The organism is Comamonas endophytica, from assembly GCF_023634805.2.
Classification (GTDB): Bacteria; Pseudomonadota; Gammaproteobacteria; order Burkholderiales; family Burkholderiaceae_C; genus Comamonas; species Comamonas endophytica.
The window spans coordinates 1862864-1889392 of sequence record NZ_CP106881.1 but is presented as its reverse complement, the minus strand read 5'-3'; the positions used below and the strand labels follow the sequence as shown (position 1 = coordinate 1889392).

Below are 26529 nucleotides of genomic sequence, written 5' to 3'. Positions count from 1 at the left end.
TTATGCGATGAAAAAAGAAGCAATGGTGGCCTGCGCCCAGCCGGAGGCCGCCGAATCCGGTATCGAGATCCTGCGCGCCGGCGGCAACGCCGTGGACGCGGCCGTGGCCACCGCCCTGGCGCAGACCGTGGTCGATCCGCTGATGTGCGGCATCGCCGGCTTCGGCACGGCGGGCGTGTACATGCCCGGCGCCGGCGTGCATGAATACTTCGACTTCCATTCCCCGGCGCCGCTGGCCGCCACGGAAACCATGTGGGAGCACCTGCTCGAAGGCGAGACCAAGGATGGCTTCGGCTTCATCCTCACGGGCCGCGTCAACGACATCGGCCCGCAGTCGATCGGCGTGCCGGCCACGCTCAAGGGCCTGGCGGACATGCACCGCGCCCACGGCCGCCTGCCGTGGAAGCAGGTCGTCGAGCCGGCCATTGCCTGGGCCAACGACGGCTATTTCGTGCGCCCCGGCATGCATGCCTTCTGGATCGACGAGCCCTCGATGGGCCGCGTCGGCAATCTCGAGCGCCTGGCATACAGCGAGGAAGGCCGCGCCCTCTACTGCCGCCCCGACGGCCGCCCCAAGCCCATCGGCACGCCGCTGCGCAATCCGGGCATGGCCGAGGTGCTGCGCCAGATCGCCGACGAGGGCGATGCGCCCTTCTACGAGGGCGACCTGGCGCGCAGGATGGTGGCGCACCTGCAATCGCTGGGCGCGCTGATCACCCTCGAGGACCTGGCCCAGTACCGCGTGCAGCGCAACGCGCCGCTGGTGGGCAGCTACCGCGACCGCACCATCACCACCAATCGTCCCCCGGGCGGCGGCGCGATGCTGCTGGAGATGCTCAACATCCTGGAGAACTTCGACCTGGGCGCGATGGAGCACAACAGCCCCGCCTACATCCGCCTCATCAGCGAGGTCATGAAGAAGGCCACGGCGGACAAGGACCGCTACATCGGCGACCCGCGCTTCGTCGACGTGCCGCTGGACAAGCTGCTATCGAAGGACATGGCGCGCGAGGTGGCCGAGCAGATCCGCGCCGGCCAGCGCTTCAGCGTGGAGCGCGTGAACCCGGGCGCGCCCGTGCCGCGCGACACCACCCACCTGAGCATCGTCGACGGCGACGGCAACGCCGTCTCGATGACGCATTCGCTGGCCATGCCCTCGGGCGTGATCACGCCGGGCATGGGCTTCCTCTACAACGGCTGCATGGGCGTGTTCGACCCGCGCCCGGGCCGCGCCGGCAGCATCCAGCCGGGCAAGAGCCGCTTCACGTCCTCGTGCCCGACCATGACCTTCAAGGACGGCGCGCTCGACGTGGTGCTGGGCGCGCCCGGCGGCACGCAGATCGCGATGGGCGTGCTGCACGTGCTGCTCAACGTCATCGACCACGGCATGGAGATGCAGGCCGCCGTCTCGGCGCCACGCTTCTCCTCGACCAGCAATTCCATCGACGTCTGCAACCGCATCCCGCGCTACACGACGCGCGAGCTGGAAGCCGACGGCTACACCGTGGGCCGCAACCCGTACAACTACACCATTGCCTGGGTGCACGGCATGCAGGTGCAGCCCGACGGCCTGCACGGCGGCGCCGACCCGGGGCGCGATGGCGTGGCGCTGCGCACCGCCGTCGGTGCATGACCGCATGACCGGAGCGCGGTGAACGCCGCGGCTTCGGGCCTGCATCACCCGAAAGCAAGGGTCCTGGATCGCATGGCGGTCCAGGACCCTTTTCTTTGCCCGGCCCGCATGCAGATGCGGAGCCTGTGTCACGGCCGCAACAGCTATCCGGCTCATATAAAAATTCGATTTACATCATAAATCCCATAGCTTTTTATCTACTTCTGTGGGAACGCAACACAACGTTACAAAGTAAACGACACAATGCGCAGGCCGGATTTGATTAATTTCATGAATGGCTCCTTGTGCATCAATAGCCAGGGATCAGTGCTTTCTGTTCTTTTCCCATGGTGCGCTCCCTGTGAGCGGCCGAATACGCTATGACCGAAACCGAAACCATGCTGCCCTGGGGTGGGCTGTCCATCGATGCCGATGGCAATGTGTACCTCAATGCCCTGAAGCTCGATCTCGCGCCCAAGGAGCAGGCGGTGCTGCACCGCCTGCTGATCCGCTGGCCGAACGTCGTGCGCAAGGACGAGTTCTCGCAGCACATCTGGGCGGGCCGCATGATGTCGGACGAAAGCCTGGCGCGCTGCGTGGCCCGGGCACGCAAGGCGCTGAGCGCAGTGCCGGGGGTCTGGATCCGCGCGCTGTACGGTCAGGGCTACTGCATCCAGCGTCTGGGCGGGCCCGACATGCCGGTGCCGGCATACCAGGCGCCCTTTCATCAGCGTTTGATGGATATTGCCCGGGCGCCCTCGCAGCTGGCCGAAACCGTGGCGCATTGCGAGACGCTGATCCATCTGCGCTCGCGCTTTTCAATGCAGCAATCGGAGCGGCTGCTGCGCGCCGTGCTGCAGCAGGATGGCAATTACCCCGCGGCGCGCGTCCTTCTGGCCACCTGCCTGGCGGCGCAGGTGAACCTGGGCCTGGCCGACGACCGCCCGAACATCGCCGAGGGCATTGCGCTGCTGGCGCCCGCCATCGCGCGCGGCCTCCCGGGCACCGGGCTGCTGACGGCCCATGCCCATCTGCTCGACTGCAGCTGGCGCTTCGCCGAGGCCGAGGCGCTGCACGGGCAGGCCCTGCAGCAGGCTGGCGAAGATGCCACGACGCACTACAACCACGGCTGGCACCTGCTGGCGCGCGGCCAGCGCGAGCAGGCCCTGGCGGCGCTGCAGACGGCCCATACGCTGCGGCCGTTTTCCGTAGCGATCTCGATCATGTATGCGCGCGCGCTGCTGATGCTGGGGCTGCAGGAGCGCGCCCTCGAGATCGTGGCGGAAATGTGCGCGCGTTTCCCCGACAGCGCCGCGGCCCAGCTCTACTGGATCTCGCTGCAGGCCGGGCGCGCACCCAGCGCCGAGGTGGCCGGGCGCGCGCGCCAGGTCCGGGCGGACTGCCTGGCCTGGCCGCTGTGCAATTCCAACCTCTCGTACATCCATGCGCGCTGCGGCGACCATGAGGAGGCGTGGCGCGCGATCCGGGCACAGGATGATCAGGGCCCGACCCTGCGCCTGTCCCATGTGGCGGCACTGTTCCTGATGGATGCGGCAGGCGAGGCCTTCGACCGCATCGAGCAGGCGTTCGCGGCCCGGGTCAGCATCCTGCCGGTGCTGCTGCGGCTGCCCGAGGTCCATGGCTTCGTCCTGGCGGATGCGCGCGGCCGCGCCGTGCTCGGCCAGCTGGCCGAAGCGTAGGCGCGCGCAGAAATCATCTTTCCATCAGGATTGCATGAACCCCCATCCCTACACTGACCTGCATCCCCTCCAGTGCTTCAGCCCCGGCCGGCCATGCACTGCCGGGCGTGCCGCCGTGCCAGGCATGAAGCCGGCAAGGCGCACAGCCAGCGCGCCTGCGCCGGTACGCAGCCGCTGCGCTCTGCCAATGCCTTTGCGCTCGCGCCTGCGGGCCCGGGCCGTGGCTCTGCGCCGGGCTCATGCGTCTGCCGGTCCCAACCCGAATTCTCCAAAGTGAATAGTTTCCTGCGTGTCAGCCACGACCCTGGCGTGGTGGCTGCTTCCTTCGCGATCGCCCTGTTCGCGTCCTATGTCACCCTTGATCTGGCCAGGCAGCTGCGGCATTCAACCCGGCAGGTGGCGCTCGCGTGGTGGGCTGCGGGCTCGCTGGTCATGGGCACCGGCGTCTGGTCGATGCACTTCCTGGGCATGCAGGCCTTCGCGCTGCCGATTCCGGTAGGCTTCGACAGCCGGCTCACGCTGCTTTCCTGGCTGGTGGCCGTGAGCGCCTCGGGCATGGCGCTGCGGCTGGCCAGCCGCCAGCGCGTCGGCCGTCGCCACCTGGCGTTCGGCGCCGGCGTCATGGGGCTGGGGATCAGCGCCATGCATTACATCGGCATGGGCGCCATGCGGATGGCGCCCGGCATCGTGTGGAACCAGGCCCTGGTCGCGCTTTCCGTGCTGATCTCGCTGCTGGCCTCGGCAACGGCGCTTTGCCTGTTCAATGCCTTCCGCGAAGCCGGCCGGGCCCACCGGCATCTGCTGCAGGGCGCCGCCGCCCTGGTGATGGCAGTGGCCATCTTCGGCATGCATTACACGGGCATGGCCGCGGCGCACTTCGCCACGGGTTCCGTCAGCCTGAGCGCCGGCGAGCTCAGCGGCCCGGGCATGACGGCGCTGGTGCTGATGGCGACCCTGCTGCTGCTGGTCAGTACGCTGTTCACCTCGGTGCTCGATGCGCGCCTGCAAAGCACGGCACGGCGCCTGGCGCAGTCGCTGCAGGAAAGCAATGCGCGCCTGCAGGCCGCCAACGACGAGCTGCAAAAGCGCGCGCTGTCCGATGCATTGACCGGCCTGCCCAACCGCTTGCATTTCGAGGACCGGCTGCGCGAGGCGCTGCAGCGCCACCACGGCGCGGGCCCGCAGACGCAGCTGGCCGTGCTGTTCGTCGACCTGGACGGCTTCAAGCCCATCAACGATTCCTTTGGCCATGCCGCCGGCGATCTGATCCTGTGCCGCGCTGCCGAGCGGCTCCTGCACGAAGTCCCGTCCCCGGCAACGGTGGCGCGGGTCGGCGGCGATGAATTCCTGGTCCTGCTCGAAGGCGCAGGCCAGGCCGAGGCCATGGGCGTGGCCCAGCGGCTGCTGGCGACCCTGGCGCAGCCCTTTGGGGTGTCGGGCAAGCCGGTGCAGATTGCCGGCTCCATAGGCATCGCCGCCTACCCCGGCCACAGCGAGGGCAGCAAGCTGGTGGCCAGCGCCGACGCCGCGATGTATGCCGCCAAGCGTGCCGGCGGCGGGCGCTACAAGCTGTTCGAGCCGCACATGGAGTCCGACGCCGCCTGGCAGCTCGAGCTGCAGAACGCGCTGCGCGGCGCCATCGAGCGCAACGAACTGGCGCTGCATTACCAGCCCAAGATCGATGTCCGGCAGAGCCGCAGCAGCGGCGTGGAGGCGCTGCTGCGCTGGAACCACCCCGTGCATGGCGCCATCGCGCCGGCGGTGTTCATCGCCCTGGCCGAGCGCTTCGGCCTGATTGGAAAAATCGGCAACTGGGTCATCGAAGAAGCGTGCCGGCAGATGGCCGAATGGGCCGCCCAGGGCCTGCGGATGCGCGTGGCCATCAACCTGTCGGTGCATCAGCTGCGCGAAGACGATCTGGCCGGGCGCATCGAGAACGCCCTCAGGGCCCATGGGATCGATGCCGGCCAGCTGCTGTGCGAGATCACCGAGACGGTGGCCATGGAGGACACCCGCGCCACCCAGCACACCTTCGACGGGCTGGCGCGGATCGGCGTATACCTGTCCATCGACGATTTCGGCACCGGCTACTCCAGCCTCAACTACCTGCGGCATCTGCCGGCCCGGCAGCTCAAGATCGACAGCAGCTTCGTCAGCGACCTCGAGCACAGCCAGCAGGCGCGCTCCATGGTCGGCGCAGTGGTCGGCCTGGCGCATGCGCTGGGCCTGAGCGTGGTGGCCGAGGGCGTGGAAACGCAGGGCCAGCGCGACATCCTGCTGGCCGCCGGCTGCGACGAGTTCCAGGGATTTTTCTTTGCCCGCCCCATGCCCGCCTCCGTGCTGATGGCCTGGCTGCAGGCGCGCCACCCACACGATGCCGGCAACGGCCTCGCACCCACGGGCGCGGCATGAACCGCGCCCCACCTGAACCTATGAACCGCAAGTCCCCTCCCTCTTTTCAGCACGCGCCGCCACCCGCTGGCGAACGATTGCCCTCGCTGCGCCTCTATGCCTGGCTGGCGCGCTTCAAGCGCCTGAACTACCAAGCCAAGATCATGGTGATGGCCTTCATCGGCACGCACTTGCCGCTGCTGGCGCTGACCTCGTGGTTCGCGCTGGAAAGCACGCACGACTGGAGCGTGCTGCTGCACGTGCTGGTCATCACCCTGGCGGCCACGCTGGTGGGCACGGCCGTGACGCTGCTGGTGCTGCACCACCTGCTGCGGCCGGTGGCTGCCACCGCCAAGGCCCTGCGCGTGTACCGCGAGCAGCGCCTGAAGCTGGCGCTGCCCACGCATTTCACCGACGAGGCCGGCGCCCTGATGGCCGACGCGCATCGGGCGCTGCAGCACCTGGACAAGACGCTGGAGTCGCTGCAGTTCATCGATGACGTCACCGGCCTGCCCAACCGCAAGCGCTTCCTGGAAAACGTGCAGGACCGGATTGCCCATGGCCAGCCCTTTGCCGTGGCCATCGTGCGCATCGCCAACCTGGCGCGCATCGAGGAGACCATCGATCGCGGACACGCGGAGCTGGCCGCGCGCAGCCTGGCCCAGCGGCTGGAACGGACGGGCCACTTCTGGGATCAGCTGTCGCGCGTCGGGCCTTCCAAGTTCGGCTGCATCCTGCATCTCAATGGCAAGCAAGACACCTGGGCGGCAAGCGCGGCGCGCCTGCGCGCCAGCCTGAAGCTGTGCGCCGGCGAACTGCCGCTGGGCGAGCTGCAGTTCCAGCCGCAGCTCCAGGGCGGGCTGGCGGTGTTTCCCGACGACGGCGCCCAGGCCGACGCGCTGCTCGATGCCGGCATTGCCGCGGCCTCGCTGGCCAATCCGGCGCAGGTCATGCTGCATTCGGTCAACGCGCGGCGCCAGGCCATCGAGCAGATGCAACTGGAGCAGGACCTGCGCCAGGCCCTGGCGCGCTCCGAATTCGTGCTGCACTACCAGCCGGTCTTCGACCTGCAGGCCGGACGCGCCATCGGTGCCGAGGCCCTGGTGCGCTGGCAGCATCCGGAGCGCGGCCTGGTGCCGCCCGGGGCCTTCATCGACACCGCCGAGTCATCGGGCCTGATCGGGCCGCTGGGCCTGTGGGTGATCCGCGAGGCCTGCCGGCAGCTGGGCGAGTGGAACCGCGCGGGCCTGCCGCACATGCGCATGGCCATCAACGTGTCGGCGCGCCAGTTTCTCGACCCGCAGCTGGGCCAGCATCTGCGCGAGGCCATTGCCGCCGCAGGCATCTCGCCGGACCAGTTGGAAATCGAGCTGACCGAGACCGTGGCCATGGTGGACCACGCCCATACCCACCGCGTGTTCTCGGCGCTGCGCAGCGATGGCGTGGGCATTGCCATCGACGACTTCGGCACCGGCTACGCCAGCATGAGCTACCTGCGCAAGCTGCCTTTCGACAAGCTCAAGATCGACCGCGAGTTCGTCACCGACGTGCACCGCTCGCGCGAGGGCCAGGCGATCTGCGGCGCGCTGATCGAGCTGGGCAAGGGCCTGGGCCTGCGCGTGCTGGCCGAGGGCGTGGAGCAGAAAGAGGAGGTGCGCTACCTCGCGCAGCAGGGCTGCGACCTGTTCCAGGGCTACTACTTCGCGCGGCCGGTGGCTGCCGCGCAGTTCGAACATTCACTGATGCTTCCCCCCGCTCTGCTCCATGGCGCCGAAGCGCGTCTGATGGACCCACTGGGGCTGGTATAGAAAGAGCTCACTTCATGCGATCCATCCGTTCCGTGCTGGCCAGATTCGGCCTGTGCTCCCGCCGTGCCAACGCCCAGATGCAGGCCCTGTACCGCAACCAGGCGGTGATCGAATTCGACGCGCAGGGACGCATCCTCGATGCCAACCCGCAGTTCATGGAGCTGATGGGCTACCGCATCGACGAACTGCGGGGCCAGCACCACCGCATCTTCGTGGACCGTGCGGAGCATGACGGGCCGGGCTACGCCGCATTCTGGGCGCGGCTTCGCGCAGGCGAGGCCTTCGTCGGGCGCTGCCGGCGCCTGGCGCGCGACGGGCGCGATGTCTGGCTGCAGGCCCACTACTGCCCGGTTCTCGACCGCAGGGGCCGGGTGCTGCGCATCGTCAAGTACGCCATGGACATCTCGGCCGAGGTACGGCGCGATGCCGAAGCCATCAGCCAGCTGGCCGCCGTCGGCCGGGCCCAGGCGGTCATCGAGTTCACGCTGGACGGGCATATCCTGCGCTGCAACCGCAATTTCCTCGATGCGCTGGGCTATGACTCCGAGCAGGAGCTGATCGGCCAGCACCACAGCATCTTCGTCGACCCGCAGGAGCGCAGCTCGGCCGGCTACGCGGCATTCTGGTCGCAGCTGGCCCAGGGCCAGCATTACCGTGGCCAGTTCCGCCGCGTCGGCCGCGGCGGCAACGATGTCTGGATCGAGGCGAACTACAGCCCCGTGCTGGACGAGTCGGGCCAGCCCTTCAAGGTCGTCAAATACGCCACCGACATCACCGCGCGCTTCGAGGCCACGCAGCTGGTGCAGGCCGCCTTCGAGCAGCTGCAGCAGCTGGTGCGCGACAGCGCCGCGCAGGCGCGCGAGGCCCATGCGCAGACCCGGCAGGTGGCGGCCGTGGCCCAGCAGGGCGATGCCACCCTGGACAACGCGGTCGCCGCGATGTCGCGCATCATGGCCGATTCCAGACGCATCGGCGACATGGTCGGCCTGATCGACGGCATTGCCTTCCAGACCAATCTGCTGGCGCTCAACGCCGCCGTCGAGGCGGCACGGGCAGGCGAGCATGGACGCGGCTTTGCCGTGGTCGCCAGCGAGGTGCGCAGCCTGGCGCAGCGCAGCGCGCTGGCCGCCAAGGAGGTCAAATCGGTCATCGGCCACTCCACCCAGACGGTGCAGGAGGGCGCGCAGCGCGTCGACGAATCCGGCGCCATGATGCGCCAGATGCGCGCCGGCGCCGCCCGCGCCAGCGAGATCATGGACCACATCATCCAGGCCTCGCGCGCGCAGGACGAGCGCCTGGTGGATACGCGCGAGGCGGTGTTGCGGCTGGAGAATACGGTGATCCAGCGGTAGCAGCGCATCCTGGGCCCATACGCCTCTTGAGGGAGGCCGCTCATCCTTCGATCCTTCGACAGGCCCAGGATCAGGACGAACGGATAAAAGGCTGCGCTTTCCACCGTTCGTGGTGATCCTGAGCTTGTCGAAGGATCGAACCATGGACGTCCAGCCCTCCAGAACATGTACTGCCCGAAAGCCAGGGAGCAAAGTCTTCTCTCGTCCCTGGCACATAAACTGCTTCATCAGCGTGACTTGTATACATCAGGGTATTCATCATGCTGATCGGCACTATCGAAGACTGGAAGAACGCATACACCCAGGGCGCAATGCCCGCCGAACTGCTGGAGCAGCAGCGGCTGGCCTGCAGCGCGCAGGACACGGCCTGGATAAGCATTGCCAGCACTGAGCAATTGCAGACGCAGCTCGCGCAACTGGCGGCTCTCGAGCTGGCGGTGGGCCGCGAACAGCTGCCGCTGTATGGCGTGCCCTTCGCGGTCAAGGACAATATCGACGTCGAGGGCTTCCGCACCACCGCTGCGTGCGAGGAATTCGCCTACGTCGCGCAAGAGGATGCCTTCGCCATTCAACGGCTGCGAAACGCAGGCGCCATCGTACTGGGCAAGACCAATCTCGACCAGTTCGCCACGGGCCTCGTGGGCACCCGCTCGCCCTATGGCATCGTGCCCAACACCTTTGATGCCAGCCTGATCAGCGGCGGCTCCAGCTCGGGGTCGGCCTCGGTCGTGGCGCGCGGGCTGGTGCCTTTCGCACTGTCCACCGATACCGCCGGCTCGGGGCGCGTGCCCGCGGGCTTCAATCAGATCGTGGGGCTCAAGCCCACGCCAGGTGCGGTCAGCGGCACCGGTTTGGTGCCCGCCTGCCGCACGCTGGACTGCATTGGCGTGCTGGCCTGCACCGTGGCGGACAGCGCCAGCGTCCTGTCGGTGATGGAAGGGCATGACGCGGCCGATGGCTACTCGCGCGCGCGCCCCATGGCGCCGGCGCACAAGCCGCTGGCGCAGCTGCGCGTGGCGACGCCCGCGCACCGCAAGCTCTCCGGCAGCTACGAAACCGCATTTGCGGAGTTTTCATCCCGGTTGAAGGAGCAAACGGCGCAGTTGGAGGAAATTCCTTTCGGCACGCTGTTCGAAGTGGCGGAGCTCCTGTACTACGGCCCCTGGGTGGCGGAGCGCGTGGTGGGCGCGCGCAGGATCTACGAAGACCAGCCGGACAGGATGCTGCCCGTGGTGCGCAGCGTGCTCGATGTGGCGCAGCGCTTTTCCGCGGCCGACACCTTTGCCGCCCAATACCGCCTGCAGGAGCTCAAGCAGGAAGCCGACAGGCTCTGGCAGCAATGGGACGTGCTGTGCGTGCCCACGGCGCCGCGCCATCCGCGCATCGACGAGGTCATGGCCGACCCGATTGCCGTCAATTCGGAGATGGGCATCTATACCAACTTCGTGAACCTGCTGGGCTGGTCGGCGATCGCCATTCCCGCCAGTCGCCTGCCCGATGGCCTGCCCTTCGGCATCACGCTGATCGCACCCGGCTGGCGCGAGCCCGATCTGGTGCGCTGGGCCGCCGAGCTCGAGCAGCAGGCCGGCCTGCCCGCGGGCGTCACGGGCCTGAAGGCCGGCGCTTCGGCGGCGCCCTGCGCGTGGACCGTCGGCGCCCAGGGCGACATGATCCAGGTGGCGGTGGTAGGCGCGCACCTGCGCGGCATGCCGCTGAACCATGAACTGCTCTCCTGCGGCGCGCGTTTCGTCGAAGCCACGCAGACCAGCGCCGACTACCGGCTCTACGCCCTGCAGGGCACGGTGCCGCCCAAGCCGGGCCTGTCGCGCGGCGAAGGCGGCGCGGCGATTGCCGTCGAGGTCTGGGAGATGCCGCTGGCGCACTTCGGGCGCTTCGTCGCGGGCGTGCCCGCGCCACTGGGAATAGGCACCGTCACGCTGGCCAGCGGCAAGGCCTGCAAGGGCTTCATCTGCGAAGGGCATGCGCTGGCGCAGGCCACGGACATCACGGCTTTCGGCGGCTGGCGCGCCTATTGCAGCAGCCTGCGCTAGACCGCCCCACTACAAGAATAGGAGACATCCGTGACCCAAGTCAGCCTTGCCGCCTCGGCCTATGCGCAGCTCAAGGAGGCGCTGGACAACTTCCACTTCGTGCCGGGCGACCGCTTCAGCGAAAACGAGGTCAGCGCCCTGCTCGGCATGAGCCGCACGCCGATCCGCGAGGCGCTGGTGCGGCTGCAGCGCGAGGGCTATATCTCGGTCATGCCCAAGCTCGGGTGGCTGGTGAACAGCATCGATTTCCATGTCTTCGAGCAGCTGTACGACGTGCGCTCGGTGCTGGAATGCGCCGCCATCGATCTGCTGGGCGCGGCCCCCGACCTGGCGCAGCGGCTCGCGCCGCTGTGCGAGCTGTGGTGCGTCGATGCTTCGCAACGGCTGGCCACCTGCACCGCCGTGTCGCAGATGGATGAAGCCTTCCACATGGCGCTGGTGCATGCCAGCGGCAACCTGGAGATGGCGCGCATCCACTGCGACCTGACCGAGCGCATACGCGTGGTGCGCCGGCTGGAATTCACGCGCAGCTACCGCATCGATGCGGCCTACGACGAGCATGCGCGGATCCTGCAGACATTGCTGACCCGCGACACGCTGCGCACCAAGGCGCTGCTGCAGCAGCATATCGCGGTGAGCCGGGACGAGGTGAGGAAGATCACCTTGCATACGCTGCAGGGGGCGAGGCAGGCAAGGGTGGCGGCGTGAGGGGGTTCTCGGGAAAGTCCAGGGTTGTTTTGTAGGGCAGGCCGTTCATGGTTCGACAGGCTCACCACGAACGGGGAAAACCGTTCGTCCTGAGCCTGTCGAACCATGAGCGGGGAAACCGTTCGTCCTGAGCCTGTCGAAGGATGAATGGCCTGCTCTCGAGATGGGGCACTACCCTTTCCTATGCTCAAGACAAACGGGTTTTAAAGCCAACCCATCAATTCCTCCAGTAACACCCCCTGCGGCTCCGCCAGCGCATTCAGGATGCTGAAATGATCCGCCCCCTGCACCGCCACCACTGCCCCCGGCAAGCCCTCGCGGTGCCGTGAAAACGCCAGGCTCTGCGCCTGCAGCTGCGGCAGCTCGGCCGTGCCGTAGGCGGTCACGAAAGGCTTGTCCACAGGCGCCAGGCGCAACGGGCTCAGCGCCTGCACCTCGCCGGGAGTCAGCTGCAGCGCCTGGTTCAGATAGGTATGCGCAATGGGCGCCAGATCGTAGATCCCGCTGATCCCCAGCCCCGCCCGCACGCCCTCGCAGTCCAAGCCCAGCGCCGTCAGATGCCCGCCCGCCGACCAGCCGCACAGCAGCACCTCGCCGCTGCCGCCCTGCTCCAGCGCATGCGCACGCACCGCAGCAATGCCTGCGCGCACCTCCTGCGCGATCTGCGTCAGGCTGGCCTGCGGCGCCAGCGTATAGCCGATCAACGCAGCATGCAGGCCACGCGCCAGCGCACCTTCGGCAACGAAGCGGAAGGTGTTCTTGTGCCGCATCTGCCAATAGCCGCCGTGGATGAACAGCAGCGTGGGCGCGCCGGCGTGGCTTGGGAAGTAATCGAAGACCTGGCGCTCGGCGGGCCCGAAGCGCTGGTCGAGCCGGCCCGCGGCGCGCGCCACCAGCGCGGCGCTGCGCGCCTCGAAGTCGGCCAGTTTCACGGCGCTGTCGCGCACCGCGGCCGTGTTGTCATAAGCCGCGTCGCGCAGCCCCTGGGGCAGCGCCTGCAGGCTGTCCAGCATCATGCGGCCTTGGGCAGCGACACGTGGCTGCTGAGCATCTCGGTCAGCTCGCGGCGCACCAGGTTGAACTCGGGGTCGGTGATGCAGCGCGGGCGGCCGAGCGGAATGCGGTAGTCGCGCTCGACGCGGCCGGGCCCGGCGGTCATCACCACCACGCGGTCGGCCATCAGCACCGCCTCCTCCACCGCGTGGGTGACGAAAACCACCGTCAGCTTGGTCTTTTCCCAGATGTCCAGCAGCTCCTGCTGCAGCACCTCGCGCGTCAGCGCGTCCAGCGCGCCGAAGGGCTCGTCCATCAGCAGCACCTCGCAGTCGTTGGCCAGCGCGCGCGCGATCGACACGCGCTGCTTCATGCCGCCCGACAGCTGGTTCGGGAAATGGTCGGCGAACTTGCCCAGGCCGACCATGTTCACGAAGCGGTCCGAGATCTCCTTGAGCCGCGCCGCGGGCAGGCCGCGCTGCCTGGGGCCGAAGGCGATGTTCTCGCGTACCGTGAGCCAGGGGAACAGGCCGTAGTCCTGGAACACCATGCCGCGCTCAGGGCCGGGCGCCTGGATCGGCGCGTGGTACATGCGGGCCGAGCCCGTCGAGACCGGCTCGAAGCCGCCCATGATGCGCAGCAGCGTGGACTTGCCGCAGCCCGAGGCGCCGATCAGGCAGATGAACTCGCCCTTGCGGATCTGCAGGTCGACGTCCTTGAGCGCATGGATCGGGCGGCCGTTGAGGCTGAAGACCTTGCTGACGTTGGCAATGTCGATGATGGGAGCCGGGGTGCGGGTTGCGATCGTTTCAGACATTGTGTTGCGGGCTCCACTTGAGCAGACGGTTGTTGAGGGCGACCAGCAAGCGGTCGGTGACGAAGCCCGTGAAGCCGATGACGACCATGCCGGAGATCACGACATCGGTGCGCGAGAGCATGCGGCCGTCCATGATGGCGGCGCCCAGCCCCTCGGGCACGCCGGTCATCTCGCCGACCACGATCAGGAACCAGGCGATGCCGTGCCCCAGGCGCAGGCCGTTGAAGATCGAGGGCAGCGCCGCGGGCAGCACCACCTGGCGGAACATCGAGGCGCCCGAGCAGCCCAGCATTGCCGCGGCCTCGAACAGGCGCACCTCGACCGATTTCACGCCGAAGGTGGTGTTGATGACGATGGGAAAGAACGCGCCGAGGAACACCAGGAAGATGGCGGCATTCGGGCCCACGCCGAAGAAGATCATCGACAGCGGCAGCCAGGCCGTCACCGGTACCGGGCGCAGCATCTGCAGCGTCGGGTCGACGAAGCGGCGGATGGCGGCGTTCTTGCCGATCACCAGGCCCAGCGGAATGCCCACGGCAGTGGCCAGCGCGAAGGCGCCATAGACGCGCGCCATCGACTGCAGCCAGTGCGTGCCCAGGGTCTCGCTGAAGGCGTCGTCATAGATGCCGCCAAACGCGAAATCCCAGAGCATCAGCGCCACTTCCCGGGGCGAGGGCACCAGCATGGTTCCCGTCCAGCGCACCGCCAGGTCCCAGGCCAGCAGCAGCGCCAGCGGCAGCAGCACCGGCACCACCCATCTGCCCAGCCAGAGGCGCAATGCACCCGGCTGGGCCGGCATCGCGAACCCGGGCTGGGCGTTCTGTGCCTCGGCCGCGGGCTGCGCCGGCTTGGCATGGGGCGCGGGCGCGGCGCGCGCGCTGGAATCAAGGACGGATGTGGACATGGCGGATCTTTCCGGAACGGGCTGCAGGCGGGAAGGCGATCAGGACTGGGGAACCAGGCCCGTCACGATGAAGCGGCTGTAGTCGGGCAGCTTGCGGATCTGCTTGCGCTCGAGCATCAGCGAGCCGTAGTACTTGCCGCGCTGCACCCAGTCGGCGTCGATCTTCCAGGTCAGCTGGACGTTGTCCGCGGCCAGGTTGGCGACGTCGGCCGGCAGGCCCAGCTTGGCGCCGGCCATCTCGATCAGCGCCGGGCGGTTGGCGGTGGCGTATTCCGCGGCCTTGCGGTGCATTTCGAGGAAGGCCTTCGTCAGCTCGGCATTGTTCTTCACGGTATCGGCATGGGTGGTCATGACCATGTTCACGGAACCGGTCGGCGTGCTGTACGGCAGTTCGAGCACCTTGCCCACGCCCTTGATCACGCTGATCGAGGGGCCGGGCTCGGCGCCCACGTAGGCATCGATGTCGCCGCGCTCGAGCGCGCCAGCCATCTCGCTGAACGACACGCGCACCGACTTCACGTCCTTGATCGTCATGCCCTCGGCCTTGAGTCGGTCGAGGAACACGGCTTCCTGGGTCGAGCCGGGCAGGATGCCCACGCGCTTGCCCTTGAGCGCCTTGAAGTTGCCCACGCCCGCGTCCTTGTGCACGACGATCGCCATGCCGCCGTTGGACTGCGGCGCGATGATCACCACCGGCTCGCCCGCCGCCGCGCCCAGCGTCGCGGCCGCCAGGCCATAGGTGCCGAAATCGACCGACTTGGTGACCACCGCGTTCTTGCCGTCGGTGGGGGTGTCGAAGGTCACCACCTCGATCTTGTAGCCGGCCGGCGCGAAGCGGTCATAGAAATAGGGCGTGATGCCATGGATCAGCTTCAGGGTGCCGACCTTGATGACCTTGTCGGCGGCGTGCGCCGGCGCCACCATGGATGCGGCAAGTGCGGAAGCGGTCAGGGAAGCAAGCAGGAGGCGGCGAGAAAACATGGCAGTTCCTTGTGGTTGGGCCTTGGCGACAATCGCCCTGCGCTTGAATACTCTCTTGTACACAAGGCAGATGAGAGCTCTCAAGCAAACTGCGTGCCAGGTTTTTCCCGTGCGTTTTAGCCGCCTCGGGGCCATGGCACAGCGCCCGGCGCACCAAATGCGATCAAGCTGCACATGGATGAGGCAGGTGCGGATGCACCAAAGCAAAAGCGCCGGCACGGGGCCGGCGCTTTGCATGCGGCGCCTCGAGGTGCACCAGCGGCGGGATCCGCTAGGGTTTGTCTGACTGAAGTCATGGGAGCCGAGCCACAATGAAGCGACATTCACAGCAACAAGAAGCTAAGTCCCAAACATCCGTTCGTCCTGAGCCTGTCGAAGGATGAACGGCCTGCGCTCAAGGTATGAGAACAGGCCGTTCATGGCTCGACGGGGCCGCCCAGGCAGGCTCAGCACGAACGGCTCCACCAGCAGTCAGTATTGGCTGCGTCGCTGCTTCTCAGTCAAACAGACCCTAGTTCTGGATCTTCGCGCTCTTCACGATCTGTGCGTATTTCTTCAGGTCCTGCTCGATCTCCTGCTTGAAAGCGGCCGGTGTACTGCCCGAGGAAATGATGCCCAGCGAGGCCAGGCGCTCCTTGACGTCCGGGCTGTGCACCACCGTGTGGATCTCCTTTTGCAGCCGGTCGACGATGGCGGCGGGCGTCTTGGCCGGCGCCAGGATGCCGATCCACGAGTTCACCACGAAGTCAGCCACTCCGGACTCCTGCACCGTCGGGGTGTCGGGCAGCGAGGCCAGGCGCTGCGCGGTCGAGACGGCAATGGCGTTGATCTGGCCGTTCTTGATGAAGGGATAGGCGCCGGCCACCGCGGTGTAGAGCATGGGCAGGGTGCCGCCGACCACGTCCGACATGGCCTGCCCGCCGCCCTTGTAGGGGATGTGCACGAAGTTCGCGCCCGTGCGCAGGCGCAGCAGTTCGCCCGCCAGGTGCGGGGTGCTGCCCGTGCCGGCGCTGCCATAGGAAACGCCGTTCTGTTGCTTCTTGGAATAGGCGATCAGCTGCTCCAGGTTCTTCGCCGGCACCGAGGGGTGCGTGACGATCACCAGCGCCGCGTCCCCGATCTTGCTGACCGGCGCCAGGTCCTTGAGCGTGTCGAAGGGCATCTTGGGGAAGACATGCGGATTGATGACCAGGGTACCGTCGAAGCCGACGACCAGCGTATAGCCATCGGGCTCGGCAGTGGCTGCCCCCTGGGTGCCGATATTGCCCGAGGCGCCGGGCCGGTTGTCGACGACGACCTGCTGGCCCAGGCGCGCGGAGAGCTTTTCCGCCACCACACGGGCCCCGGTGTCGGTCACTCCGCCCGCGGCAAAGGGCACGATCAGCCGGATCGGCTTGCTCGGATAGTCCGCGGCGTGGGCCGCACCCATGCCGGCCCCCGCCAGCAGCGCGCATAGCGCCGAAAACCGTAGGAATTGCCTGAACTTCATGCTTGTCTCCTCTGTTGTGCCACCTCTGCGGGTGGACTATTCGGCCCGGATGCCGCCCTGGCGCGCCACCTGGGTCCACTTGCGGGTTTCCTGCTGCAGGAAGCTGCCGAACCGGTCCGGAGGCGAGAGCACCACATCGGCGCCCTGCGCCTGCATCTGCTTCACCACGGCCGGATCGGCCGCCACCTTGCGCAGGTCGCGGTTGACTTTCTCGACGATATCTTTGGGCAGGCCCGCGGGGCCGAAGAGCCCATACCAGTTCAGGGACTCGACGCCCTTGAGCTGTGCTTCCTGGAACGTCATGGCGTCGGGGAAGATCTCCATGCGCTTGTCCGCCGCCACGCCGATCACGCGCAGCTTGCCCGAATGCACGTGGGGCAGCGCCGTGAGCACGCTGGTCACGCCCACGGGCAGGTGGCCGCCGATCACGTCCACCATGATCGGCGCGCCGCCCTTGTAGGCCACGCCCATGAACTTGAGGTCGCCGGCCTGGCGGATGAGCTCGCCCGTCAGGCGGGTCTGCCCTTCGGAATAGCCGAACGCGATCTCCTGCTTGCGCGCCGCCTCGATCAGGTCGGGCAGCTTCCTGTAGGGACCGTCCGCCGCCACCACCAGCACCATCGGCGACGTGGCGATGTTGGTGACGGGGGTGAACGCCGCCGCCGTGTCGTAGGGCATGCTCTTCATCAGCACCGGGTTGATCGCATGCGAGCCGACGACCAGCAGCAGGGTGTGGCCGTCGGGTGCGGCCTTGGCCACGAGGCTGGAGCCGATCACACCGTTGGCGCCCGTGCGGTTTTCCACGATGACCGACTGGCCCCAGAGCTCCGTGAGCTTCTGGGCGAACAGGCGCGCGACGACATCCGTGCCGCCGCCTGCCGAGTAGGGCACCATCAGGGTCACGGGCTTCTTCGGGAAGGCGGCTTCCGTGGCGCTCCAGGCGGAAGTGGTGCCGGCAGTGCAGCAGGCCAGCACCGACTGCGCAAAGCTGCGCCGGGTCCATAGGGGGGATGTCATGTTCTTGTCTCCTTGTTTATCGATTCTGTGGGTCTCAAGCAGCGGCGCAGGCCGCTTCCCGCCGCGCCGCGCCCTGGCGCCGCAGCCAGGCGCTGCTGCGCCCGCCCAAGGGCCGCTGCAGCTGCCGTTCGGCAAACGCCACCGCCTGCATCAGCGCCTGCAGGTCGATGCCGGTATCGAGGCCGCTGTTCTGCGCCATCAGCACCAGGTCCTCGGTGGCGAGATTGCCCGCCGCGCCCGGCGCGAAGGGGCAGCCACCGATGCCGCCGGCGCTGGCATCGAAACGGCGCACGCCGCTCTCCAGCGCGGCCCAGGCGTTGGCGGCGCCCAGCCCACGCGTGTCATGCAGATGCACCGCCAGCTGCTCCAGCGGCACGGCCTCGCGCAGGGCGGCGAAGCGCTGGCGCACCTGGCCGGGCGCGGCCGCGCCGATGGTGTCGGCAATGACGATCTCGTGCGCGCCGGCCGCGTGCATGCGCTGCGCCAGGCGCACGACTTCGTCCAGCGGAGTCAGCCCCTCGAAGGGGCACTCGAAGGCCACCGCCACATAGGCGCGCGTGCGCAGGCCCGCGGCCAGCGCCTGGCGCAGCGTCTGCTCGCTGACGTCGAGCGCCTCGTCCAGCCCCATGTTGATGTTCTTGCGGTTCATGGTCTCCGTGGCCGAAAGCACCACGGCGATCTCCTCGGCCCCTGCGAGGCGCGCGCGCTCCAGCCCCTTGAGGTTGGGAACCAGCACGGAGGTGCGCAGTTCGGGCCAGCGCCCGCGCACCAGCGGCACCAGCTCGGCGGCGTCGGCCATCTGCGGCACCGCCTTGGGCGACACGAAGCTGGTCGCCTCCACGCTGCGCACGCCCGCGTCCACCAGCAGCCCGATCAGCTCCAGCTTGGCCTGGGTATCCACGTGCAGCGCCTGGTTCTGCAGGCCGTCACGCGGGGAGACATCGGTGATATGGATTTGCTCGCGCATGCTTGCCTCCTTCAGGCAATCGCGCCGGCCTGGCGCAGGCTTTCCATCTTCTCTGCCGGGTAGCCGAGCACGCCGCCCAGCACCGCCTGGGTCTGCTGACCCAGCGCGGGCGGCGCGGTGTAGGCCGTGGCGGGGCTGGCGGAGAGCTTGATCGGGTTGCCGGGCATGCGCAGCTGCTGCCCGTCCGGTAGGTCCACGGTCGCCACCATGTCGCGCGCCAGCACCTGCGGATCGCTCAGCGCCTGGGCGAAGTTGTTCACCGCGCCGCACGGGATGCGCGCTGCGCCCAGCACCTTGAGCCAATGCTCCGTGCCCTGCGTGCTCAGCACCTCGGAGACGATGGCATCGATCTTGTCCTTGTCGGCATAGCGCGCCGGCTGCTGGCGGTAGGCCGGGTCCAGCAGCGCCTCGTGCGGAATGCATTCGATGAAGCGCTCGAAGAAGGAGTCGCCGATGCACGCCACGATGATGTGGCCGTCCGCCGTGGGATAGCAGTTGTAGGGCACGTGCACGAAGTGGCCGTTGCCGATGCCTTCGGGCACGTTGCCGGACATGAAGTACATCGTCGCCATGTAGTTGAGCATGGAGATCTGCGCATCGAGCATCGACACGTCCACATGCTGGCCCACGCCGGTGTGTGCGCGCTCCACCAGCGCGGCGAGCACGCCCATCGCGCCGAACATGCCCCCGGCCAGGTCGCCGGTGGGAATGCCGCTGCGCGTCGGGCCGGTCTGGGGGGTGCCGGTGATCGACATGCCGCCGCCCATGGCCTGCACCACCTGGTCGAAGGCCGGGCGCTGGGTGTGCGGGCCGGTCTCGCCGAAGCCCGTGACGGAGCAGGTGATGATGCGCGGATTGACCTGCGCCAGCGACGCATGGTCGATGCCCAGGCGCTGCGTCACGCCGACGCTGAAGTTGTCGAACACCACGTCCGCATGCCGCACCAGGTCGAGGAAGACCTCGCGCCCGGTATCGCTCTTGAGATCCACGCAGACGCTTTGCTTGTTGCGGTTGAGCGTCAGGAAGTACGCGCCCATGCCGTTGCGCGAATACTCCGGGTCGTTCTCGAGCAGGCGGCGCGTGCCCTCGCCCGCGCCCGGCGGCTCCACCTTGATGGTGCGCGCGCCCATGTCGGCCAGCAGCATGGTTCCATAGGGGCCCGACAGCATGTGGGTCAGGTCGAGGACGGTGATATGTTCGAGTGTCACGTTGCAGCTTTCCTGAAAGTCTGGATTGCAACGAGTGCAGCAGGTCCCATGCCAGGCCGGCCAGAAATCGCAAGCCGTTGATTTCATTGGACTTAATTTTGAGGGATGACTCAAGCGGAGTTTCATGAAACACTGATGAAACCTCGACATGTTTCATTGGACCGCATATGCGACACGCGCTGCCCGAAACCGACCTGCCCCGCCTGTGCTTCGTGAGCTACCGCCACATCCGCGAACTCGCCATGCCGGTGATCGCGGAGTACACCGGCCGGGCGCATATCGAGGTCGTGGACGGAACCTTCGGCGGCGCCCTGGCGATTGCCCGTGACCGCCTGGAGAAGGGCGTGGTCGATGCCTTCGTCAGCGCCGGCTCCAATGCCCATATCCTGCGCCAGGGCCTGCAGGTGCCGGTGGCCACCATCCAGCTCACGGGCTTCGACCTGCTGCAGGTGCTGATCCGCGCGCGGCGCCAGGCTTCGCGCGTGGGCGTGGTGATGTACGGGCAGACCATTCCCGAGTTGGAAGAGGTCAAGGACCTGCTGAACATCGAGGTGCGCCAATACGCCTACCAGACCCCCGGGGACGCGCGCCAGTGCTTCGACGCGCTGCGCCGCGCCGGCTTCGAGGTGATCGTCGGCTCCAGCCTGGTCGTGGAGCTGGCGCAGGAGGCGGGCCTGCATGGCTTGCTGGCCTATTCGCTGAGCAGCGTGCGCAAGGGCTTCGACGACGCCATCGAGCTCGCGCGCATCACCCGGCTGGAAGCGGGCCGCTACGAGCAGCTGCATGGCGTGCTGGACAACCTGCAGGAGGCCGTGCTGGCCGTGGACCGCAACGAGCGCATCATCGCCATGAACCCGCCCATGCGCCAGCTGCTGGGCAGCCCGCAGCCGGCCGAAGGGGTGGCGCTGGGAACGCTCGAGCCCGCGCTGTCGCTGAAATCCATCCTGGATTCCGGCCAGCAGGAGCGCGCCGTGGCCATTCGCCTGGCGCAGCGCGACTGGATCGCCAACCGCACGCCCATGCGCGAGCACGGGCAGATCGTGGGCGCGGCGCTGACGCTCTACGACGCACGCACCATCCAGGACGCCGACAGCAAGCTGCGCCGGCTGCAGCGCCAGAAGCACCACCTGGCGCGCCACGGCTTCGACAGCGTCATCGGCACCAGCCCCCTGCTGCGGCAGGCCATCGCCAAGGCCCGGCGCTTCGCGCGCACCGAGGTGCCGGTGCTGGTGACCGGCGAGAGCGGCGTCGGCAAGGAGGTCTTTGCCCAGGCCATGCACAACGCCAGCCTGCGGGCGGACCGGCCCTTCGTCGCGGTGAACTGCGCCTCCTTTCCCGAGAGCCTGCTGGAGAGCGAGCTGTTCGGCCACGAGGAAGGCGCCTTTACCGGCGCGCGCCGCGGCGGCAAGATGGGCCTGCTCGAGGCCGCCCACACCGGCACCCTGTTCCTCGACGAGATCGGCGACATGCCGCTGCAGATGCAGACCCGCCTGCTGCGCGTGCTGCAGGAAGGCGAGATCACCCGGCTGGGTGCCACCGTGCAGATTCCCGTCAACGTGCGCGTCGTTGCGGCCACGCACCAGCCGCTGGAGCAGTTGGTGGCCCAGGGGCGCTTCCGGCAGGACCTCTACTACCGCCTCAACACCCTGCGGCTGCAGCTGCCGGCCCTGCACCAGCGCCGCGAGGACATCGCGCCGCTGCTGCACGGTTTCCTGCAGCGCTGCCTGAGGCGCCACGGCGTGCAGCTCGACGCGCCCCGGCTGCTGGCCCCGCTGATGCCCGGGCTGCTGCGCTACGGCTGGCCCGGCAACGTGCGCGAACTGGAGAACATCGCCGAGCGCATCGCCGTGTTCGCCATGGACTGCGAGAGCTTGCAGCAGATCGACTACCAGGAGATCAGGGATGCGTGCAGCGAGGTGTTCGGCACCGCCGCCGCGGTGCCATCGGACGCCGAGGCAAGCCTGGCCGAAAGGCTGGCCGGCGCGCTGGAGGCGGCGGGTGGCAACCGCGCCAAGGCGGCGCAGTCCCTGGGCGTCAGCCGGACCACCTTCTGGCGCTGGTGCCGGGAGCAGGGCGTGGAGGCGCACGCGACCGGGCATTGACACGGCGGTAAAGGGGCCGCGTCCCACGCGGATGCTTGTTGCAGCCGCTTACCATGCCTTGCGGCTCTTCCGGCCCCTTCCCTTTGCCATCTCCTGCCTGCACGCCGGCCCTTGCGGTGCGCACGGCGCGTTCCGCATGAACCACATCGATATCACCGTCCTCCAACAACTGCAGCGCTGGCGCGCCCAGGGCCTGCACGCCGTGCTGGCCACCGTCGTGCGCACCTGGGGATCGTCGCCCCGCCCCGTCGGCGCCATGATGGCGCTGTGCGAGAACGGCCAGACCGTGGGCTCGGTGTCCGGCGGCTGCATAGAGGACGACCTGCTGCAGCGCTACACGCACCTGGGAGAGCAGATGGACCATGCGCTCGGCTGGGCCCAGCCGCCGCAGCGCGTGACCTATGGCGTGACGGCCGACGAGGCGCACCGTTTTGGCCTGCCATGCGGCGGCACGCTGGAGCTGGTGCTGGAGTTCGATCCCGACGCCGGCGCGCTGGAACAGCTGACCAGCCAGCTGCTCGGGGGTGCGCTGGTATGCCGCAGCGTGGACCTCGGGACCGGCCAGGTCACGCTGACCGAGGCCGAGGCGCCGCAGGCACCCGGCATCGACACCCAGGCGCTGCACAACGTGCTCGGTCCCGGCTACCGCATGCTGCTGATCGGCGCCGGCACCCTGAGCGAATACCTCGCGACCATGGCCATCTTCAACGGCTTCGTCGTCACCATCTGCGACCCGCGCCAGGAATACATGGACTCGCTGCAGATCCAGGGCGTGCAGCGCTGCGCACTGATGCCCGACGACGCCGTGACGGACTTCAAGCCCGACCTGCGCAGCTGCGTCATCGCCCTCAGCCACGACCCCAAGCTCGACGACCTGGCCCTACTCGAAGCCCTGCAGAGCCCAGCCTTCTACGTCGGCGCCATCGGCTCGCGCCGCAACGCCCGGAGCCGCCGCGAGCGCATGCAGGAACACTTCGACGTCGCGCCTGAAACGCTCGCGCGACTGCATTCGCCCGCGGGGCTGTCGATAGGCAGCAAGACGCCGGCGGAGATCGCAGTGAGCATCATGGCGCAGGTGATCGCGCGCAAGAATGGGAATGTGACGGGGTTGCCTGAGGGCCAGGTTGGACAGGCTGCACCGCTGGACCTGCGTTGAAAGTTGTAACCGCCGGTTCTACGAGCAATGAAGAATTACTTGGTTGCAATGCTTTCATTGCAGGATGTCGATCAAAATATTTCTGCCGATTTGCACCCACACAACTCTCACAGTAAAAATTCCCCTCGTCCTACATACAAGCAATTAGCAAACCATTAACTAATCTGCTTTGAAGTTACCTTGCTTCGCTATCAAGCTAGGCGTGCAATAGCCTGCTGCCTTTTAGCAAGGTTTAGCTCGTGGTCACGAGTTCAATTCAAGTGCAACAAACTTATTGGCCGTTACAACTTATGTGAAAATATGAACCCCATCAACCGGTGCGGTATGGCGCGTAAGCTAGTAGGGACCCTATGATGCTACGGCCTTCGAGCACCCGGTGCAGATGGGCTTCCTGCCGGACGCTGCCCTCAACTCAACTTCCGTTTCGTGCATCGTGGTTGATGCCAAAGTGAAACAGACACTGCTAGCTCTCTCAATGAAACTCATCCCGACAATTCTCTGTGGTGGCGCCGGTTCCCGTCTTTGGCCCGTTTCGCGCGAGATGCATCCCAAGCCATTCATCCGCCTGGCCGATGGGCAAAGCCTGCTGCAGAAGGCCTTCATCCGCGGCGCCGTGCTGCCGCAAGCCGAGGAAGTGCTCACCGTCACCAACCGCGAGCTGTTCTTCAAGACCAAGGATGAGTACCGCGAAGTCAACCAGGCCGGGCTGAAGACCTCCTACATCCTTGAGCCCTTTGGCCGCAACACTGCCGCCGCCATCGCTGCCGCTGCAATGCATGTTTCCGCGACCCATGGCGAAGACGCCATGCTGCTGGTACTCGCAGCGGACCACCTGATTTCCGACCAGCAGGCGTTTGCCGATGCAGTGGCCAAGGCCATGGCGCTGGCGCAGCAGGGCAAGCTGGTCACCTTCGGCATCCAGCCCAACGCACCCGAAACCGGCTATGGCTACATCGAAGCGGAAGGCAACGAAGTGCGCCGCTTCGTGGAAAAGCCTTCGCAGGAAATCGCCGTCGAATATGTGGCATCGGGCCGCTTCCTCTGGAACTCCGGCATGTTCCTGTTCCAGGCAGGCGCCATGCTCAAGGCCATGGAGCAGCATTGCCCCGACATCCTCTCGGCCACCCGGAGCTGCCTGGACGCATCGCGCAAGTCCGAAGGCAAGGACATGATCGAGCTCGAGCTCGACGCCACCTGCTTTGCCCAGGTGCCCGACAACTCCATCGACTACGCCGTCATGGAGCAGTCCAAAGAGGTCGCCGTGGTGCCCTGCTCCATTGGCTGGAGCGACATCGGTTCCTGGAGCGCGCTGGGCGACCTGGTCGCTCCCGACGCCCAGGGCAACCGTATCGAGGGCGAGGCGCTGCTGCACGATGTGAGCAACTGCTACATCCAGAGCAGCCAGCGCATGATTGGCGCCGTGGGCGTCGACAACCTGATCATCGTCGACACTCCCGATGCGCTGCTGATCGCCGACAAGTCGCGCTCGCAGGAAGTGAAGCACCTGTACAAGCAGCTGCAGGCGCAGGGCCACGAAGCCCACAAGCACCACCTGACCGTGCACCGCCCCTGGGGAACCTATACGGTTCTGGAAGAAGACCCGGCCTACAAGATCAAGCGCATCGAAGTCAAACCCGGTGCTTCCCTGTCGCTGCAAATGCACCACCATCGCAGCGAGCACTGGATCGTCGTCAGCGGAATGGCTAAAGTCACCAACGGTGACATGGAGCTGTTCGTGCGTACCAACGAGTCCACCTACATCCCCGCTGGCCACATGCACCGGCTGGAAAACCCCGGCGTGCTCGATCTGGTAATGATCGAAGTGCAAAGCGGCCAATACCTCGGCGAAGACGACATCGTGCGTTTTCAGGACGTATATGGACGGGTCTGATGCGTCTTGATTGACGCACCCGGCCCCAGTGGCCGGAACTGGAATCCACGAAGGGGCCGCATGTCGAGCCCCTTCCGCGCATCTCAAACACAACAATTTGCACGCTCGACCTCGACGTGCAACTAGGAAAATCTCTTGGAAACGCAAGCCTCCCCTGCCCCCATCGGGGCTTCCCGCAATTGGGGCCAGTCCCTGAAAAACCGTTTTTCGCGCGTGAACCGGCTGTTTTTGGTGACAGTGGCAGTACCTACGGTACTGGCAACCCTTTACTTTGGCCTGATGGCCTCGGATGTCTATGTTTCGGAAAGCCGCATCGTGGTGCGCAGCCCGGACAAGCAATCCATTACTGGATTGGGCGCACTGCTTCAGGGCGCTGGTTTTTCGCGCGCGCAGGATGATAGCTACACGGTGCGTGACTATGTGCTCTCGCGCGATGCCCTCAGGGAGATCGACAGCAGTCTGGCAGTAAGCAAGGCATTCTCCAGCGATGACGTGGATCGGGTCAGCCGTTTCGGCGGCTTGGATTTTGACACCAGCTTCGAGGCCCTGCACCGCTACTACCAAAAAAAGGTGGATGTCCAGCAGGACACCGCTTCCTCCATCACCACGCTCACAGTGCGCGCCTACACCGCTGAAGACGCACAGAACATCAACCAGAAGCTGCTGGAACTCAGCGAAGCCTTGGTCAACCGCCTCAACGAACGTGGCCGCCAGGACTTGATCCGCTCCGCCGCCGCTGAAGTCGCCGTTGCCGAAAAGAAATCCAAGGCTGCGGCGCTTGCGCTCTCCGCCTATCGCAATGCCAAGGGAGTGGTGGACCCTGAACGACAAGCCACGGTACAGCTACAGCAAATCGCCAAGCTGCAAGACGAGCTGATTGCCACTACGACTCAACTGGCACAGCTTCGAACCTTCACACCGCAGAACCCGCAGATTTCTGCGCTGCAAAAGCGCGCAAACACGCTGCAGGGGGAAATTGACGCGGAAACCACCCGGGTTACCGGTGGCGAGCGCTCCCTTGCCAACAAGGCGGCCGAGTACCAGCGGCTGGCACTGGAACGCGAATTCGCCGACAAACAGTTGGCAAGCACTCTCGCTTCGCTGGAGCAAGCTCGCAACGAAGCGCAACGCAAGCAGGTTTATATCGAACGCATTGCCCAACCCAGCCTGCCGGATATCGCACTTGAGCCCAGGCGCATACGCAGCATTCTTGCGACCTTTGTACTGGGTCTGGTAGCTTGGGGCATTCTAAGCATGCTGCTGGCCGGCGTGCGAGAGCACCAAGACTGAAAGGACACCCCGTGAAAGGTTCCGCCCCCACTCCCCATACATCCTTGGCGGCCTCTTGGGCAATTCAGCGTCGGGTTATTGGCGCATTGCTA

Annotated in this window: 19 protein-coding genes; 11 read left to right on the top strand and 8 right to left on the bottom strand. The window is 66.8% G+C overall.

Translation table 11 applies throughout. The annotated features are described in order from the left end of the window. Window positions 1–7: 7 nt before the first annotated feature. From ggt to M9799_RS08420, 7 genes are all read left to right on the top strand, one after another. Complete coding sequence (ggt, locus tag M9799_RS08455) at window positions 8–1633, top strand: gamma-glutamyltransferase (RefSeq protein ID WP_231042882.1); 1626 nt, start codon at window positions 8–10, stop codon at window positions 1631–1633. Window positions 1634–1992: 359 nt separating this feature from the next. Further along, complete coding sequence (locus M9799_RS08450) at window positions 1993–3312, top strand: tetratricopeptide repeat protein (protein WP_231042883.1); 1320 nt, start codon at window positions 1993–1995, stop codon at window positions 3310–3312. A 273-nt stretch (window positions 3313–3585) separates the two neighbouring features. Beyond that, window positions 3586–5724 (top strand): putative bifunctional diguanylate cyclase/phosphodiesterase, encoded by a 2139-nt coding sequence (locus M9799_RS08445; protein WP_231042884.1) that lies wholly within the window; start codon window positions 3586–3588, stop codon window positions 5722–5724. Between the two features lie 20 nt (window positions 5725–5744). Beyond that, the gene (locus M9799_RS08440; RefSeq protein WP_231042885.1) at window positions 5745–7511 is read left to right on the top strand and encodes a putative bifunctional diguanylate cyclase/phosphodiesterase; all 1767 of its coding nucleotides are present in this window, start codon (window positions 5745–5747) and stop codon (window positions 7509–7511) included. A gap of 14 nt (window positions 7512–7525) precedes the next feature. Then, on the top strand, window positions 7526–8863 hold the full coding sequence (locus M9799_RS20565) for a methyl-accepting chemotaxis protein (protein ID WP_304505203.1): 1338 nt from the start codon (window positions 7526–7528) through the stop codon (window positions 8861–8863). Window positions 8864–9123: 260 nt separating this feature from the next. After that, complete coding sequence (atzF, locus tag M9799_RS08425) at window positions 9124–10914, top strand: allophanate hydrolase (RefSeq protein ID WP_231042886.1); 1791 nt, start codon at window positions 9124–9126, stop codon at window positions 10912–10914. Window positions 10915–10944: 30 nt separating this feature from the next. Further along, window positions 10945–11622: a GntR family transcriptional regulator gene (locus M9799_RS08420; RefSeq protein WP_231042887.1), complete on the top strand. Its 678-nt coding sequence runs from the start codon at window positions 10945–10947 to the stop codon at window positions 11620–11622. 203 nt (window positions 11623–11825) lie between these two features. Here the strand turns inward: M9799_RS08420 and M9799_RS08415 are convergent, their stop codons facing one another. The 8 genes from M9799_RS08415 to M9799_RS08380 all read right to left on the bottom strand — a co-directional run bounded on the left by M9799_RS08415 (window position 11826) and on the right by M9799_RS08380 (window position 19998). Then, window positions 11826–12635 (bottom strand): alpha/beta hydrolase, encoded by an 810-nt coding sequence (locus tag M9799_RS08415; protein WP_250621332.1) that lies wholly within the window; start codon window positions 12633–12635, stop codon window positions 11826–11828. Continuing rightward, entirely contained in the window at window positions 12635–13432 is a 798-nt protein-coding gene (locus tag M9799_RS08410; RefSeq protein WP_231042889.1) for an ABC transporter ATP-binding protein, read from the bottom strand. The genes M9799_RS08415 and M9799_RS08410 overlap by 1 nt, the downstream gene beginning before the upstream one ends. Continuing rightward, the gene (locus M9799_RS08405; RefSeq protein ID WP_231042890.1) at window positions 13425–14336 is read right to left on the bottom strand and encodes an ABC transporter permease; all 912 of its coding nucleotides are present in this window, start codon (window positions 14334–14336) and stop codon (window positions 13425–13427) included. The genes M9799_RS08410 and M9799_RS08405 overlap by 8 nt, the downstream gene beginning before the upstream one ends. A 39-nt stretch (window positions 14337–14375) precedes the next feature. Further along, the gene (locus M9799_RS08400; RefSeq protein ID WP_231042891.1) at window positions 14376–15317 is read right to left on the bottom strand and encodes an ABC transporter substrate-binding protein; all 942 of its coding nucleotides are present in this window, start codon (window positions 15315–15317) and stop codon (window positions 14376–14378) included. Between the two features lie 511 nt (window positions 15318–15828). Beyond that, window positions 15829–16806: a Bug family tripartite tricarboxylate transporter substrate binding protein gene (locus M9799_RS08395; RefSeq protein WP_377007752.1), complete on the bottom strand. Its 978-nt coding sequence runs from the start codon at window positions 16804–16806 to the stop codon at window positions 15829–15831. A gap of 36 nt (window positions 16807–16842) precedes the next feature. Beyond that, window positions 16843–17823, bottom strand: coding sequence for a tripartite tricarboxylate transporter substrate binding protein (locus M9799_RS08390; protein WP_231042892.1), 981 nt, complete (start codon window positions 17821–17823; stop codon window positions 16843–16845). A gap of 34 nt (window positions 17824–17857) precedes the next feature. Next, on the bottom strand, window positions 17858–18790 hold the full coding sequence (locus tag M9799_RS08385) for a hydroxymethylglutaryl-CoA lyase (protein WP_231042893.1): 933 nt from the start codon (window positions 18788–18790) through the stop codon (window positions 17858–17860). An 11-nt stretch (window positions 18791–18801) separates the two neighbouring features. Beyond that, window positions 18802–19998: a CaiB/BaiF CoA transferase family protein gene (locus M9799_RS08380; RefSeq protein ID WP_231042894.1), complete on the bottom strand. Its 1197-nt coding sequence runs from the start codon at window positions 19996–19998 to the stop codon at window positions 18802–18804. 167 nt (window positions 19999–20165) lie between these two features. On the opposite strand from M9799_RS08380, the gene prpR reads away from it, so the two are divergent. From prpR to M9799_RS08360, 4 genes are all read left to right on the top strand, one after another. Then, on the top strand, window positions 20166–22100 hold the full coding sequence (gene prpR, locus M9799_RS08375) for a propionate catabolism operon regulatory protein PrpR (RefSeq protein WP_231042895.1): 1935 nt from the start codon (window positions 20166–20168) through the stop codon (window positions 22098–22100). 136 nt (window positions 22101–22236) lie between these two features. Further along, entirely contained in the window at window positions 22237–23256 is a 1020-nt protein-coding gene (locus M9799_RS08370; protein WP_231042896.1) for an XdhC family protein, read from the top strand. Between the two features lie 475 nt (window positions 23257–23731). Further along, window positions 23732–25147, top strand: coding sequence for a mannose-1-phosphate guanylyltransferase/mannose-6-phosphate isomerase (locus M9799_RS08365; protein WP_231042897.1), 1416 nt, complete (start codon window positions 23732–23734; stop codon window positions 25145–25147). Between the two features lie 135 nt (window positions 25148–25282). Further along, window positions 25283–26437 carry a KpsE/RkpR family capsule polysaccharide export protein gene (locus tag M9799_RS08360; protein WP_231042898.1) on the top strand — a complete coding sequence of 385 codons (1155 nt, stop codon included), beginning with the start codon at window positions 25283–25285 and terminating at the stop codon, window positions 26435–26437. Window positions 26438–26529: the final 92 nt, after the last annotated feature.

Excerpts from the sequence above, each read along its gene's own strand:
- M9799_RS08385 (WP_231042893.1), bottom strand. The coding sequence starts at position 18,790 with ATGCGCGAGCAAATCCATATCACCGATGTCTCCCCGCGTGACGGCCTG.
- M9799_RS08370 (WP_231042896.1), top strand. The coding sequence starts at position 22,237 with ATGAACCACATCGATATCACCGTCCTCCAACAACTGCAGCGCTGGCGC.
- M9799_RS08390 (WP_231042892.1), bottom strand. The coding sequence starts at position 17,823 with ATGACATCCCCCCTATGGACCCGGCGCAGCTTTGCGCAGTCGGTGCTG.
- atzF (WP_231042886.1), top strand. The coding sequence starts at position 9,124 with ATGCTGATCGGCACTATCGAAGACTGGAAGAACGCATACACCCAGGGC.
- M9799_RS08415 (WP_250621332.1), bottom strand. The coding sequence starts at position 12,635 with ATGCTGGACAGCCTGCAGGCGCTGCCCCAGGGGCTGCGCGACGCGGCT.
- M9799_RS08400 (WP_231042891.1), bottom strand. The coding sequence starts at position 15,317 with ATGTTTTCTCGCCGCCTCCTGCTTGCTTCCCTGACCGCTTCCGCACTT.
- M9799_RS20565 (WP_304505203.1), top strand. The coding sequence starts at position 7,526 with ATGCGATCCATCCGTTCCGTGCTGGCCAGATTCGGCCTGTGCTCCCGC.
- M9799_RS08410 (WP_231042889.1), bottom strand. The coding sequence starts at position 13,432 with ATGTCTGAAACGATCGCAACCCGCACCCCGGCTCCCATCATCGACATT.
- M9799_RS08450 (WP_231042883.1), top strand. The coding sequence starts at position 1,993 with ATGACCGAAACCGAAACCATGCTGCCCTGGGGTGGGCTGTCCATCGAT.
- ggt (WP_231042882.1), top strand. The coding sequence starts at position 8 with ATGAAAAAAGAAGCAATGGTGGCCTGCGCCCAGCCGGAGGCCGCCGAA.
- M9799_RS08395 (WP_377007752.1), bottom strand. The coding sequence starts at position 16,806 with ATGAAGTTCAGGCAATTCCTACGGTTTTCGGCGCTATGCGCGCTGCTG.
- M9799_RS08440 (WP_231042885.1), top strand. The coding sequence starts at position 5,745 with ATGAACCGCAAGTCCCCTCCCTCTTTTCAGCACGCGCCGCCACCCGCT.
- M9799_RS08405 (WP_231042890.1), bottom strand. The coding sequence starts at position 14,336 with ATGTCCACATCCGTCCTTGATTCCAGCGCGCGCGCCGCGCCCGCGCCC.
- M9799_RS08365 (WP_231042897.1), top strand. The coding sequence starts at position 23,732 with ATGAAACTCATCCCGACAATTCTCTGTGGTGGCGCCGGTTCCCGTCTT.
- prpR (WP_231042895.1), top strand. The coding sequence starts at position 20,166 with ATGCGACACGCGCTGCCCGAAACCGACCTGCCCCGCCTGTGCTTCGTG.